This window comes from Delftia tsuruhatensis NBRC 16741, from assembly GCF_001571325.1.
Classification (GTDB): domain Bacteria; phylum Pseudomonadota; class Gammaproteobacteria; order Burkholderiales; family Burkholderiaceae_C; genus Comamonas; species Comamonas tsuruhatensis.
In genome coordinates this window covers 322,681-336,571 of sequence record NZ_BCTO01000010.1, presented here as the reverse complement: position 1 = coordinate 336,571, position 13,891 = coordinate 322,681, and the positions used below count along the sequence as shown (strand labels likewise).

General features: G+C 65.9%; 12 protein-coding genes. 4 read left to right on the top strand and 8 right to left on the bottom strand.

The genetic code is table 11. The annotated features are described in order from the left end of the window. Position 1 precedes the first annotated feature (1 nt). A complete protein-coding gene (locus DTS01S_RS04575; protein ID WP_016445774.1) occupies positions 2-1,081 on the bottom strand; it encodes an ABC transporter permease subunit in 1,080 nt (359 codons plus the stop codon). A gap of 10 nt (positions 1,082-1,091) precedes the next feature. Continuing rightward, positions 1,092-2,021, bottom strand: coding sequence for a branched-chain amino acid ABC transporter permease (locus DTS01S_RS04570; RefSeq protein ID WP_016445773.1), 930 nt, complete (start codon positions 2,019-2,021; stop codon positions 1,092-1,094). Positions 2,022-2,326: 305 nt separating this feature from the next. Between DTS01S_RS04570 and DTS01S_RS04565 the strand changes: the two genes are divergently transcribed. Then, positions 2,327-2,674, top strand: a complete 348-nt coding sequence (locus DTS01S_RS04565) for a GFA family protein (protein WP_016445772.1) — start codon at positions 2,327-2,329, stop codon at positions 2,672-2,674. Between the two features lie 8 nt (positions 2,675-2,682). Here the strand turns inward: DTS01S_RS04565 and DTS01S_RS04560 are convergent, their stop codons facing one another. After that, positions 2,683-3,288 (bottom strand): 2-hydroxychromene-2-carboxylate isomerase, encoded by a 606-nt coding sequence (locus tag DTS01S_RS04560; RefSeq protein ID WP_017405198.1) that lies wholly within the window; start codon positions 3,286-3,288, stop codon positions 2,683-2,685. Between the two features lie 52 nt (positions 3,289-3,340). Continuing rightward, complete coding sequence (locus tag DTS01S_RS04555; RefSeq protein WP_017405197.1) at positions 3,341-4,069, bottom strand: SDR family oxidoreductase; 729 nt, start codon at positions 4,067-4,069, stop codon at positions 3,341-3,343. A gap of 91 nt (positions 4,070-4,160) precedes the next feature. Between DTS01S_RS04555 and DTS01S_RS04550 the strand changes: the two genes are divergently transcribed. After that, the gene (locus DTS01S_RS04550; RefSeq protein ID WP_016451106.1) at positions 4,161-4,610 is read left to right on the top strand and encodes a winged helix-turn-helix transcriptional regulator; all 450 of its coding nucleotides are present in this window, start codon (positions 4,161-4,163) and stop codon (positions 4,608-4,610) included. A 38-nt stretch (positions 4,611-4,648) separates the two neighbouring features. On the opposite strand, the gene DTS01S_RS04545 is transcribed toward DTS01S_RS04550, so the two are convergent. After that, on the bottom strand, positions 4,649-5,956 hold the full coding sequence (locus DTS01S_RS04545; protein WP_017405196.1) for a replication-associated recombination protein A: 1,308 nt from the start codon (positions 5,954-5,956) through the stop codon (positions 4,649-4,651). Positions 5,957-6,398: 442 nt separating this feature from the next. On the opposite strand from DTS01S_RS04545, the gene brnQ reads away from it, so the two are divergent. After that, on the top strand, positions 6,399-7,715 hold the full coding sequence (gene brnQ / locus DTS01S_RS04540; protein ID WP_061287397.1) for a branched-chain amino acid transport system II carrier protein: 1,317 nt from the start codon (positions 6,399-6,401) through the stop codon (positions 7,713-7,715). Here brnQ and DTS01S_RS04535 read toward each other — a convergent pair. The 3 genes from DTS01S_RS04535 to DTS01S_RS04525 form a co-directional block, all read right to left on the bottom strand. Beyond that, complete coding sequence (locus DTS01S_RS04535; RefSeq protein ID WP_017405194.1) at positions 7,702-9,228, bottom strand: methyl-accepting chemotaxis protein; 1,527 nt, start codon at positions 9,226-9,228, stop codon at positions 7,702-7,704. The two genes, brnQ and DTS01S_RS04535, sit on opposite strands and share 14 nt — an antisense overlap. A 167-nt stretch (positions 9,229-9,395) precedes the next feature. Next, positions 9,396-10,031, bottom strand: a complete 636-nt coding sequence (gene lolA / locus DTS01S_RS04530) for an outer membrane lipoprotein chaperone LolA (RefSeq protein WP_026062340.1) — start codon at positions 10,029-10,031, stop codon at positions 9,396-9,398. A 28-nt stretch (positions 10,032-10,059) separates the two neighbouring features. Then, positions 10,060-12,423 carry a DNA translocase FtsK gene (locus DTS01S_RS04525; protein ID WP_016445764.1) on the bottom strand — a complete coding sequence of 788 codons (2,364 nt, stop codon included), beginning with the start codon at positions 12,421-12,423 and terminating at the stop codon, positions 10,060-10,062. 260 nt (positions 12,424-12,683) lie between these two features. Between DTS01S_RS04525 and trxB the strand changes: the two genes are divergently transcribed. Then, entirely contained in the window at positions 12,684-13,637 is a 954-nt protein-coding gene (gene trxB / locus DTS01S_RS04520) for a thioredoxin-disulfide reductase (protein WP_016445763.1), read from the top strand. Positions 13,638-13,891 lie beyond the last annotated feature (254 nt).

Sequence of the window (13,891 nt, the reverse complement as noted above, 5' to 3'; positions counted from 1 at the left end):
CTCAGGACTGGTGCGGCAGGTTCTTGCCATGCTCGGGCGACGGCCACAGGCCGCGCGGACGCATCAGCATGATGACGATCATGGCCAGCGCGATCAGCAGCTGGCGCAGGATGGAGGCATCGAGCCGCCCATCGGTCATCTGCTGCAGGGGACCGGCCACATAGCGCAGCACCTCGGGCAACGCCGACAGCAGCACCGCACCCAGGATCACGCCGGGCAGATGGCCCAGGCCGCCGAGCACCACCATGGCCACGATCATGATGGACTCCATGAGGCTGAACGACTCGGGCGAGACGAAGCCCTGGAAGGCCGCGAACATGGCGCCCGAGACACCGCCAAAAGAGGCGCCCATGCCGAAGGCCAGCAGCTTCATGTTGCGCGTGTTGATGCCCATGGCCTTGGCGGCGATCTCATCCTCGCGGATGGCCATCCAGGCGCGGCCTATGCGCGAGTCCTGCAGGCGCCAGCAGATCACGATGCTGACCAGCACCAGGAAGAGGAACAGGTAGTAGTACAGCGTGACCGAGCTGATGTCGTAGCCGAAGATCTCCTGGCGCTTGGCCAGGTCCAGCCCCAGGATCTTGACCGAGTCGATCTGGCCTATGCCTTTGGGGCCATTGGTGATGTTGACCGGCTGGTCCAGGTTGTTCATGAAGATGCGGATGATCTCGCCGAAGCCCAGCGTGACGATGGCCAGGTAGTCCCCGCGCAGCTTGAGCACCGGAATGCCCAGCAAAATCCCCGTGATGGCCGCCAGCAGCGCCGCCAGCGGTATCACCAGCCAGATGGAGGTATGCAGCCCGTCCGGGAACATGGCGGCAAAGCCCTCGAAGGTCTCCGCCAGATGCGGCGAGGCCATCAGCGCGAACATGTAGGCGCCCACGGCGTAGAACGCCACATAGCCCAGGTCCAGCAGGCCCGCGTAGCCCACCACCACGTTCAGGCCCAGTGCCAGCAGCACATAGAGCAGCGCCAGGTCGGCGATGCGCACCCAGGCATTGCCAAAGTACTGCAGCACCAGCGGCAGCACCAGCAGCGCCAGTCCGCCCAGGATCCATTGCACGGTCTTCTTGCTGTTCATGCGTCTCTCCTCAGGCGCGGTCGGCCACTCGCTCACCCAGCAGGCCCGAGGGGCGCAGCGTCAGGATGATGATGAGCACGATGAAGGCGAAGATGTCGGTGTAGTGGCTGCCCAGCACGCCGCCCGTGAGATCGCCGATGTAGCCCGAGCCAATGGACTCGATCAGCCCCAGCAGCATGGCGCCGACCACGGCGCCCGCCAGGTTGCCGATGCCGCCGAACACGGCCGCCGTGAAGGCCTTGAGCCCCGGCAGAAAGCCCATGGTGTGGTGGGCCGTGCCGTAGTTGGAGGCGTACATGATGCCCGCGATGGCCGCCAGCACGGCGCCGATGATGAAGGTGGCAGAGATCACCATGTCAGGCTTGACGCCCATCAAGGCCGCCACGCGCGGATTCTCGGCCGTGGCCCGCATGGCGCGCCCGAGCTTGGTGTAGTTGACCAGGTAGGTCAGCGCAGCCAGCGCAATCGCCGTGACCACCAGCACCAGGATCTGGGTGGGCGTGATCACCGCCGTGCCGATCTCGAAGGGCGTGCTCGGCAGCAGCGTGGGATAGGCCTTGTAGTTGGGCTTCCAGATGATCATGGCCAGCGTCTGCAGCAGCAGCGAGACGCCGATGGCCGTGATCAGGGGCGCCAGGCGCGGGCTGCTGCGCAGGCGCCGGTAGGCCACTTTCTCGATCACGAAATTCAGTGCGGCGGCCACCACGCAGGCGATCACCGTCGCCAGCAGCAGGATCAGCCAGCCCGGTGCGCCCGGCATGGCCTCCTGCATCAGGCCTATGCAGCTCCAGCTGGTCAGCGCCCCGACCATGAGCACCTCGCCATGGGCGAAGTTGATGAGCTGGATGATGCCGTACACCATGGTGTAGCCCAGGGCGATCAGGGCATACATGCTGCCCAGGACCAATCCGTTGATGACCTGCTGAAGCAGTATGTCCATATGCGCTCTCCCCTTTTGCTCAGGATGGAGACATTCAGCGTGCCTCGCATCCAAACGAACGGAGCCAGCAATGCCATGGTGGTGGAAGCTCTCCTGCCGCATCCCGGCTTGTGATCAGGAAGCCGCAGGGGATGGGCGATTCTAGGCACCCCCCGGTGGCCTGCAACGCCTTGTTGCAGCGGGGTTTCCCGAGGCTTTACAAGCCACGCGCTCTTATGTAGCACTGCAGCAATTTGCCGCAGCCAGCATGAACTCCTACCATCAACGGCAGTGCCGCCAGCAAGCGGTGGCCACGGAGAACCCCGATGAAATACCACGGCAGCTGCCACTGCGGCGGCATCGCTTTCGATGTGGAAGGCGAACTCACCCAGGTCATGGCCTGCAACTGTTCCATCTGCGCGCGCAAGGGCGCCCTCATGTGGTTCGTGCCCCGCGAACAGCTGCAGCTGAGCACGCCCGAGGAGCAGATGCGCTCCTACACCTTCCACCGGCATCTGATCCAGCACCGCTTCTGCCCGACCTGCGGCATCCACCCTTTCGGCGAAGCCACCGACCCCAAGGGCCGGCACATGGCGGCCGTCAACGTGCGCTGCCTGGAAGGCGTGGATGCCGAAGCCTTGCGCATCACGCGCTACGACGGACGGTCGGCCTGAGGCTGGCTTCAGGCCCGCAGCGCTTCTTCCTCCACATCGCGCAGGCGGTCCTTGCCGAAGTAGATCTCGTCGCCAACAAAAAAGGTGGGCGATCCGAAAGCGCCACGGTGGAAGGCCTGCTCGGTATTTGCCAGCAGCCGGGCCTTGACTTCGGGTGTCTGGCTTGCGGCGATCAGGGCTGGGGCGTCCAGACCCGCCCCGGACAGCTCGGTGCCGATCACCTGCGCATCGTCCATCTTGCAGCCCTTCTCCCACATGCTGGAGAACACCGCATCGACATAGCGCTCGAAGCAGCCCAGGCCCTGCGCCGCCACGGCCCCGCGCATGATCTGCAGGGTGTTGACGGGAAAGTGCGGATTCATCCGGAAGCGCGTGAGGCTGTGCCTGTGCACGAAACGCTGCAGCTCCAGCGCCTCATAGGCGCGCTTGTTGGGAATGTCGGCATTGGCCTCGGCCGGGGAGCGGTTGTTGGTCAGCTTGAACAGGCCTCCCAGCAGGACAGGCACATATTCGAAGCGGATGCCGCTGCGCGCCTCGATCCGGGGAATGACCTGGTGGCAGAGATAGGCGTTGGGGCTGCCGAAGTCGAAGAGAAATTGCACCTTGGTGTTCATGGCGTGGCCTGCGGGAGTGGGAGGAAGTGACGATGCGATAAGGCAAGGCGGCTCACCACGGCTCCATCCAGGGACGGATCTCGGTCTCGTGCGTCCAGGCGTCGCGCGGCTGCTGGTGCAGTTGCCAGTAGAGGTCGGCAATGTGCTCGGGATTGAGGATGCCGCCCTGCTCCTTGAGGGCATAGCGCTCGGGGAAATTGCTGCGGATGAATTCGGTGTCTATGGCGCCGTCGATCACGGGATGGGCCACATGGATGCCCTTGGGCCAGAGTTCGCGCGCCATGCTCTGCGCCAGGGCGCGCAGGCCGTGCTTGGCACCGGCAAACGCGGCAAAGCCCTCGCGCCCGCGCAGGCTGGCCGTGGCGCCCGTGAAGATGATGGTGCCCCGGCCGCGCGGCAGCATCACCCTGGCCGCCTCCCGCCCCATCAGAAAGCCGGCGAAGCAGGCCATCTCCCAGACCTTGAAGTAGACGCGCGCCGTGGTTTCGGTGATGCCGAAGCGCACATTGGCGCCGATGTTGAAGACGGCGACCTCGATGGGTGCGATCTCGGCCTCGATCTTCTGCACCAGGGCCACCATTTCCTCTTCCTTGCGCGCGTCGCTGCCAAAACCATGGGCTTCACCCCCTGCGGCGCGGATCTGCCCGACCAGCGGCTGGAGTTTGTCGGCATCGCGGCGGGTGACGCAGGCGATATAGCCTTCGCGCGCAAAGCGCCGGGCAATCGCCCCGCCCGTGGCGTCACCGGCACCGATGACGAGGATGGCTTTCTTGTCGGTCATGGAATCTCCGTGGATGAAGAAGTCAGTTCATTTTTTGAACTTTATGCACGGTAGGTTTAAAATCTAAACCCGTCAAGCGGGGAACTGCCCAATGAAATGGAACGAACTGGAAGAGGAGCGCTGCTCCATCGCACGCACGGTCTCGGTCATCGGTGACCGCTGGACGCTGCTGGTGCTGCGCGACTGCTTTCTGGGAGTGCGCCGCTTCGATGAATTCCTGGGGCGCCTGGGCATTTCACGCCCCATGCTGTCGGACAGGCTGGCCAGGCTGGTCGAGGCCGGCGTGCTCAAGAAGGTGGCCTACCAGGAGGCGCCGGTGCGGCACGAGTACCGCCTCACGTCCAAGGGACTGGACCTGCATCCCGTGGTCATGGCCATCGTGCACTGGGGCGATGTGCACATGTCCGGCGAGGAAGGCCGGCCCCTGCTGCACCGGCATTCGGTGTGCGGCCACACGTTCGATCCCCTGATCGTCTGCTCGCACTGCCACGCTCCCTTGCACGCGCGGGATGTGGCGGTGGAGCCCGGCCCGGGCGCCTAGCCCTGGCTCCAGCCCCGGCCTGCTCTCACGGGATTCGGCTATGCGCCGCCGCCAGCCTCTTCATCCCATTTGCGCAGCACGGCCAGCTTCTCGCCGATCTTGATCTCCAGGCCCCGTGGCACGGGCTGGTACCAGCCCGGCTCCGCAATGCCCTCGGGCAGATAGGTCTCGCCGGCCGCGTAGGCGTTGGGCTCGTCGTGCGCGTAGCGGTATTCATGGCCGTAGCCCAGCTCCTTCATGAGCTTGGTGGGCGCGTTGCGCAGGTGCACGGGCACCTCGCGGCTCCTGTCCTGCTTCACGAAGGCCCGGGCCTTGTTGTAGGCGTTGTAGCCGGCGTTGCTCTTGGGGGCCATGGCCAGGTAGATGACGGCCTGGCCCAGGGCCAGCTCGCCTTCGGGGCTGCCCAGGCGCTCGTAGGTCAGGGCCGCATCGTTGGCGATCTGCATGGCGCGCGGATCGGCCAGGCCTATGTCTTCCCAGGCCATGCGCACGATGCGCCGCGACAGGTAGCGCGCATCGGCGCCGCCGTCGAGCATGCGGGTGAGCCAGTAGAGCGCTGCATCCGGATGGGAGCCGCGCACGGACTTGTGCAGGGCCGAGATCTGGTCGTAGAAGTTGTCGCCCCCCTTGTCGAAGCGCCTGGCATTCAGGGTCAGCGCGTTCTGCACGAATTCGGCATCGATCCGGGTGACGCCTGCAGCGCCCGCCGCCGTCTGGCATTGCTCCAGCAGGTTCAGGAACCGCCGGGCGTCGCCATCGGCATAGCCGATGATGGTGTCCCGCGCCAGGTCGTCGAACTGCAGGCCGCCCAGGGCCTTTTCCTGCGCGCGCTGCAGCAGCTGCCTGAGCTCTTCGTCGGTCAGGGACTGCAGCACATAGACCTGTGCGCGCGACAGCAGGGCCGAGTTCACCTCGAAGGACGGGTTCTCCGTGGTGGCGCCGATGAAGGTCACCAGGCCGCTTTCCGCATAGGGCAGCAGCGCATCCTGCTGGGATTTGTTGAAGCGGTGGATCTCGTCCACGAAGAGGATGGTGTGCCGGCCCATGGCCAGGTTCTGCTGCGCCTGCTCCATGGCGGCGCGGATGTCCTTGACCCCGGAGAACACCGCCGACAGCGCAATGAACTCGCACTTGAAGGCCGTGGCCGTGAGCCGGGCCAGCGTGGTCTTGCCCACGCCGGGTGGCCCCCAGAAGATCATGGAATGCGGCTTGCCCGACTGGAAGGCCAGGCGCAGCGGCTTGCCTTCGCCCAGCAGGTGGGACTGGCCCACGACCTCGTCCAGGGTCTTGGGCCGCAGGGCTTCGGCCAGTGGTGCGGAGGGCTCCTGGGTGAACAGATCAGCCATGGGGCAGCTCTCTCGAAAGCCGCTCCCCGCACGCGAGGTGCGGCAGCCCGTGTTGCGGATTCTTCACCAAAGGGAACAGATGCAGTTGCAGAACCATGGCGCCATTGTCCACGCCATGGCTGGCGCAGGTGCGCCAGGCCTTGATGCCTGATGTCGGCCGTGGACTGAAACTCCTGATCTTCAGACGGGAATATGGCCATCGCCTCCAGGCATGTCACTGAAACGACATGGATTGTTTGCATGCACCCCATCAAGAGCAATCACTGACATTTCACACCTGCTTCGGGCCGCAGCCCTAAAATGCTGCCCTTTGCGGAGCCGGCCGCGCGATCCACGCGCGACCTTCGGGCCTGCGTCATCGCAGCCTTCCAACCCCGCGCCTCCCTCCGTTTACGGAACCGCCTGCCATGCGGCAATGCGGGGCCTTTTCATTTCTGCATCCATGCAAACACTCAAGACCAGGGACCTGATCGCCCTAGGCTTCATGACCTTTGCGCTGTTCCTCGGCGCGGGCAACATCATCTTTCCGCCCATGGTCGGCCAGGGCGCCGGCGAACACGCGGCTGCCGCGGCCACCGGCTTCCTGCTGACGGGCGTGGGCCTGCCCCTGCTCACGGTGGTCGCACTGGCGCGAGTGGGCGGCGGCATGGACGCACTGACCTCGCCCGTGGGCCGCAAGGCCGGAATGGTGCTGGGCCTGCTGATCTATCTCATCCTGGGGCCGCTGTTCGCCACGCCGCGCACGGCGACGGTGTCGTTCGAGATGGGCTTTGCGCCTTTCATGGGCCACAGCAGCACAGCCCTGTTCATCTACTCTGCCGTGTACTTCGCCCTGGTCATGGGCCTGTCCCTGTTCCCGGGCAAGCTGATCGACAACATCGGCAAGCTGATCACGCCCGTGTTGATCCTGGCGCTGGTGGTGCTGGGCGCCGCCGCCGTGCTGCTGCCGGCCGGGGAGGCCACCAGGGCCAGTGGCGACTACCTGGTGTCGCCGCTGACCGAAGGTTTCCTGGAGGGCTACCAGACCATGGACGCGCTGGGGGCGCTGGCCTTCGGCATCGTCATCGTCAACGCCATCCGTGACCGCGGCATCTCCGATACCGGCCTGCAGACGCGCTACGCCATCGTCGCGGGCGTGATCGCCGCCGTCGGACTGGGCATGGTGTATCTGTCGCTGATCCATCTGGGCGCCACCAGCCAGTCCATCGCCCCGCAGGCACAGACCGGCGTGCTCATCCTCACGCGCTATGTGGATCACACCTTCGGCCCCATCGGCAGCCTGCTGCTGGCCGTGGTGATCTCCCTGGCCTGCCTGACCACGGCCGTGGGCCTGGTCAGTGCCTGCGGCGCCTACTTCAGCCAAATGCTGCGCCTGCCCTACCGTGCAGTGGTGGTGGCCATCGGCCTGGCCTGCATTCTGGTGTCCAACCAGGGCCTGGCCCAATTGATCGCCGTATCCGGACCCGTGCTCGTGGGCATCTACCCGCTGGCCATCGCCCTGGTGGTGCTGAGCCTGCTGTCTGGCCTGTGGCGCAATGCGCAGCGGGTGTTCGCACCGGTGCTGGCCGTGGCCCTGTTGTTTGGTCTCATCGATGCAGCCAGGGCTGCCGGCTGGCAGGAGGACTGGCTGCCCGCGTTCCTGAACAGCCTGCCGGGCAACGGCATGGGCTGGGCCCTGCCCGTGGCCGCGACCCTGGTGCTGGCCGCCCTCCACGACCGGCTGCGCCCTGCGCCCGCCGCCGCGCTCAAGCCGTCCTGAACCTTGACATGAGTTCGACCAGCTGATGGGCCTGCTTGCGCAGGCTCTCGGCGGCCGAACTGGTCTGCTCCACCAGCGCGGCGTTCTGCTGGGTGCCTTCCTCGATGCGGACGATGGCGCTGTTGACATGGCTCACGCCCGCGCTCTGTTCGCCGCTGGAATGGCTGATGGCGCCGATCATGCGCGAGACCTTGGCAATCGCCTCCTGCACCGAGGCCATGGTCGCGCCCGCACTGTCCACCTCCTGGGCGCCCAGGGCCACGCGCTGGGCGTTGGCCTGGATCAGGTCGCGGATCTCCCGCGCCGCACCCGAGCTGCGCTGGGCCAGCGTGCGCACCTCGGCGGCCACCACCGCAAAGCCCCGGCCCTGCTCGCCGGCCCGTGCGGCCTCCACGGCCGCGTTGAGCGCAAGAATGTTGGTCTGGAAGGCAATGCCGTCGATCACCTCGATGATGCTGACCACGCGTTCGGACGCATCCTGGATGCTGCGCATGGTGCCCACGACGGCCGAGATGGCATCGCCGCCGCGCGTGGCAATGTCGCTGGCGGAGGAAGCCAGCAGGTTGGCCTTCTCTGCGTGATCGGCATTGCCACGCACGGTGGAGTCGAGCTGGTCCATGGAGGATGCCGTCATCTGCAGGGCCGACGCCTGCTGCTCGGTGCGCTGGGCCAGGTCGCTGTTGCCCGCTGCGATCTGCGAGCTGGCGGATGCCACCTGCTCCGCATTGCCGCGCACTTCCACGACGATGCTGCGCAGCTGTTCCTGCATGGCGCCCAGCGCCCGCAGCAGCTGGCCCAGCTCGTCGCGGCCGCCGCTCGCTATGGCATTGGTCAGATGGCCACGGGCCACGTTCTCGGCCAGCCGGACCGCGCTGCGCAGCGGTGCCACCACGGCGCGGGTGATGAGCCAGCCAATGGCCACGCCGGCCACGGCCGCCACCAGCATCAGCGCCAGGCTCAATTCCGTGGCGCGCCTGCCGCTGCTGTAGGCATCATCGGCCACGGACTTGCTCTGGGCAGCGATGCCGGCCTTGAGCCGGGACAGCAGCTCGGCCGGCTCGCGGTCCACGCCGCGCACGGCCATGTCGCCCACGGAGGGGTCGAAGCCCGTGGCCTCGAACTTGTCCAGGCCCACGCGATAGCCCTCGGCCATCTTGCGGTGCTGTGCCACAAAGCGCTGGGCCATCTCGCGCAGGGCGGTGTCTTCCACCAGGGCCAGCAAGGCGGTGGTCTTGTCCTGCACGGCGCGCTCATCGGACAGAAAGCCCTTCCAGTGCCGTTCGCGCAGCGCGTTGTCCGAGCCGCGCAGCAGCACGTTCTTCCATTCCTGGACCTGGGTCTTGAAGTGGCCTTCCACTTCTGCGGCAAGGCGCTCTGCGGCCATGTGGCGCTGTACGTCGCCGTGAAAGACGCCAAGGGATTGATGGGCCGACCAGAGGCCGAAGAATCCGGCGGCCAGGGTGAATAGCAGCGCCATGGCAATGGCGAGCGGCAACTTGCGACTGAGGTTCATAAAGACATGCGAGAGCCGGCCAGCATGTCCTCGAAGGGACGTCGAAACAGTCGCTGGCCGCAGGCCGCTATTGTCCCGGCGATATTAGGCAAAACCATTACAAAACCTCACAAACTGCGCACCGCAGCGTGTGAGGTTCTTGAAGGGCCGCCCTGCGCAGCGGTGGATTACTGCTTGAGCACGTCGGCGCCCGCAGGCACCTTGAACTCGAAGGTCGTGGCCGGCAGGGATGCCTGGGTCTGCAGCTTGCTGAAGCGGATCAGCGAACGCTGGCCAAAGCTGTCGAGGATGTCCAGCGCCGAAAGCTGCCCATCGGCTGCAAAGCCCACGCGCACGCTCTTGAGCTGGCCGTTCCTGTCCTTGGGGCTGGCCTGGACCCATTGCAGGCCATCCTGCTCGGGCGCGGACTGCAGATCGAAGTCGGCGCTCAACGCCTTGAGATCGCTGGCCGACGCCAGGATGGCGGCAGGCGTGCTGCCCAGGGCCTGGGCCTGCGCGCGCTGCGTGACCTGGTTGAGGTCGGCGTCATAGAGCCACAGCGTCTTGCCGTCGGCCACGATGGTCTGCTCGAACGGCTTGGTGTAGACGAACCTGAACTTGCCGGGACGCTGGAATTCGAATTGGCCGCTGGAGTTCTTGGTGCGCGGCGGCTGGCCATCCTTGGACGGGGCCGTGACGGCCTGGGTGAATTCGGCGCGGCCGGCCTGGGAATTCTTCATGAAGGCTTCCAGGCTCTTGAGGCCATCGGCCCACGAGGCCGTCGCGCTTGCCGCGATCACAACTGCAGTCAACAGACGTTTCATTCTTTCTCCATGATTGCGAAATGCGGGCTCATTCCCCGGCGCGCGCCGGCACCAGCACTTCGCGCTGCCCGCTGGCCGTGAGACCGCTGACCAGGCCCGCCTTTTCCATATCTTCCAGCAGGCGGGCCGAGCGGTTGTAACCAATCCTGAGCTTGCGCTGCACATACGAGATGCTGGCCTTGCGGTCCTTGAGCACCACTTCCACGGCCTGGTCGTACATGGGGTCCTTCTCGCCGTTGCCGCCGTCGCCGGACTCCGCGCCGAACTCGCTGTCGCCCTCGGCCGTGCCGCCTTCGAGCACACCCTCGATATAGTCGGCCTCGCCCTGCTCCTTGAGGTAGCCCACGACGCGGTGCACTTCCTCGTCGGACACAAAGGCGCCGTGCACGCGCACGGGCAGGCCCGTGCCGCTGGCCATGTAGAGCATGTCGCCCATGCCCAGCAGGGACTCGGCACCCATCTGGTCGAGCACGGTGCGGCTGTCGATCTTGCTGCTGACCTGGAAGGCGATGCGCGTGGGAATGTTGGCCTTGATCAGGCCGGTGATCACGTCCACGCTGGGGCGCTGGGTGGCCAGGATCAGGTGGATGCCGGCCGCGCGGGCCTTCTGGGCCAGGCGCGCGATCAGCTCCTCGATCTTCTTGCCGACCACCATCATCAGGTCGGCCAGCTCGTCGATGACGATGACGATGTGCGGCAGGCGCTGCAGCGGCTCGGGCTCCTCGGGCGTGAGGCTGAAGGGGTTGGGAATCGATTCCTCGCGCGCCTTGGCCTCGTCGATCTTGGTGTTGTAGCCCGCCAGATTGCGCACGCCCAGCTTGCTCATGAGCTTGTAGCGGCGCTCCATCTCGGCCACGCACCAGTTCAGGCCGTTGGCGGCCTGCTTCATGTCGGTGACCACGGGGCACAGCAGGTGAGGAATGCCTTCGTAGACCGACATTTCCAGCATCTTGGGGTCGATCATCAGCAGGCGCACATCGCGCGCCTCGGCCTTGTACAGCAGCGACAGGATCATGGCGTTGATCCCCACCGACTTGCCCGAACCCGTGGTGCCGGCGACCAGCACGTGCGGCATCTTGGCCAGATCGGCCACCACCGGGTTGCCCACGATGTCCTTGCCCAGGCCCATGGTCAGCATGCTCTTGGCATCGTGGTAGACCTGCGAGCCCAGCACCTCGGACAGGCGGATGGACTGGCGCTTGGCATTGGGCAGCTCCAGCGCCATGAAGTTCTTGCCGGGGATCGTCTCGATCACGCGGATGGACACCAGGGACAGCGAGCGCGCCAGATCCTTGGCCAGGTTCACGATCTGCGAGCCCTTGACACCCGTGGCCGGTTCGATCTCGTAGCGCGTGATCACGGGGCCGGGCATGGCGGCCACCACATGCACTTCCACGCCAAAGTCCTTGAGGCGCTTTTCGATCAGCCGGCTGGTCATCTCCAGCGTCTCGGGCGAGACGCTTTCCTGGCGCTGCTGCGCCGCATCGAGCAGGTCCACCTGGGGCAGCTTGCTGTCGGGCAATTCGGAGAACAGCGGCTTCTGGCGCTCCTTGACCACGCGCACGCTGGGGGCCGCCGCCTCCTGCAGCACGGGCTCGATGATCTGCACGGGCTGCGGGTGCTGCACGGCGCTTTCCGTGCGCTCTTCCTGCAACACCTCTTCGCGCTCGCGCGCGGCACGGCGGCCTGCGGCCTCGTCCCGGGCCTTCTCGCGGCGCGCGAAGAGAAAATGCACCCATCCATCCAGGCGTGCGCCCATGGATTCCGCCAGATGCCCCCAGGAAAAGCGGAACACCATGGCCAGGCCGATCACGGCCACGCAGATGCCGATCAGGCCCGAACCCATGAAGCCCAGCCATTGCAGGCTGTGGTAGCCCAGCATGTAGCCAAAGACGCCGCCGGCAGGGCCTGGCAGCACGCTCTCGAAGCGGTACAGCCGCGTCCATTCCAGCGCGCAGCTTGCGCCCAGCAGCAGCAGCAGGCCACCCCAGAAACGCAGGCGCCGGCGCCACAGCGGCGGCAGTTGCACGCCATCGCGGGGTACGCCGCCCCGCAGCCAGCGGGCGAAGGAAGACATCCAGGTCTGCACCGAGGCCAGCACCAGCCACCAGACCGACATGCCGAAGCCGAAATAGCAGGCGTCGGCCAGCCAGGCTCCGACGCGGCCCATCCAGTTGGCGACCAGGCGCGCGTGTCCCGCCCCGGAGGTGGACCACGCTGGATCCTGGGGCGAGTAGCTGAGCATGGAGGCAAGCCAGAACACCAGGGCCAGCAGCCCCGCCAACAGCAGCATTTCATGGCCGAAGCGCGCCACCATGCCGGGGCGCGCCGCAGACTTGGATTTGCCCTTGGCGGATGTGGAAGCGTTCAGAGCGTTCAATGAGTAGGTCATACGCAGGCGGGAGCTTACCCCAGCCCCCTCGGGCTGGCCGCAAAAACAGCCAGGACGGCCTGCTAGCGTAATGCAAGCACTTGCAACAGAACATGACGCCGCTGCATGACGGCGCCATGCCGATCATTTTTGACAATCCGGGCCATTGATCCGCATGGCAACGGGAACCCGGCTGCGGAGCGATACTCCATGGCTGTGCCCGATGTATCTTTTTTCTGCACGCCGACTGCCGGCGTGCGCCTTTTTCAAGAACTGCATCCATGTCTTCTACGCAACACGCCAAAGTCCTGATCCTCGGCTCCGGCCCTGCCGGCTACACGGCCGCCATCTACGCCGCGCGCGCCAACCTCAACCCGCTGCTGGTGACCGGCATGGCCCAGGGTGGCCAGCTGATGACGACGACGGAAGTGGACAACTGGCCTGCGGACGTGAACGGCGTACAGGGCCCCGAACTGATGCAGCGCTTCCTGGAGCACGCAGAGCGCTTCAAGACCCAGGTGGTGTTCGACCACATCCACAGCGTCGATTTCTCCAAGCGCCCCTTCACGCTGACCGGCGACTCCGGCACCTATACCTGCGACAGCCTGATCATCGCCACGGGCGCCTCGGCCAAGTACCTGGGCCTGCCCTCCGAAGAGGCCTTCATGGGCCGCGGCGTCTCGGGCTGCGCCACCTGCGATGGTTTCTTCTACCGCGAGCAGCCCGTGTGCGTGGTCGGCGGCGGCAACACCGCCGTCGAGGAAGCCCTGTACCTGTCCAACATCGCCAGCAAGGTCACCCTGGTGCACCGCCGCGACAAGTTCAAGGCCGAGCCCATCCTCGTGGACAAGCTCATGGACAAGGTCCGTGCCGGCAAGATCGAACTCAAGACCCACTTCGTGCTCGACGAGGTGCTGGGCGACCAGTCCGGCGTGACCGGCATCCGCATCAAGAGCACCCAGGATGGCCATGCCGAGGACATCCAGCTGCAGGGCTGCTTCATCGCCATCGGCCACGCGCCCAACACCGAGATCTTCAAGGGCCACCTGGAGATGGACGAGACCGGCTACATCATCACCCAGGGCGGCCTCAAGGGCTTCGCCACCCAGACCAGCGTGCCCGGCGTGTTCGCGGCCGGCGACGTGCAGGACCATGTCTACCGCCAGGCCATCACCAGCGCCGGCACGGGCTGCATGGCCGCGCTGGACGCCCAGCGCTTCCTGGAGCAGGAATAAGCGGGAAGCCATCCCGCCCGCCCTGCCCTCGTGCAGGGCGGCAAAAGCCCCTGGCTGCCGCCGTGATTGGCTGGCCCAGGGGCTTTTCTCATGAAGACGCTATAATCCGTGGCTTTGCTGAATTTGAAGCGCGCCTTGCTTGCATGGCCAGGACACTTTCAGCGATGGGGTTACCGCCACCCTTTATGGCGAGGTGAGGTTGCCGGCAGGCCCTGCAGCAAATGCAGGGCATCAGCGTCGGCGGCTGTACAACT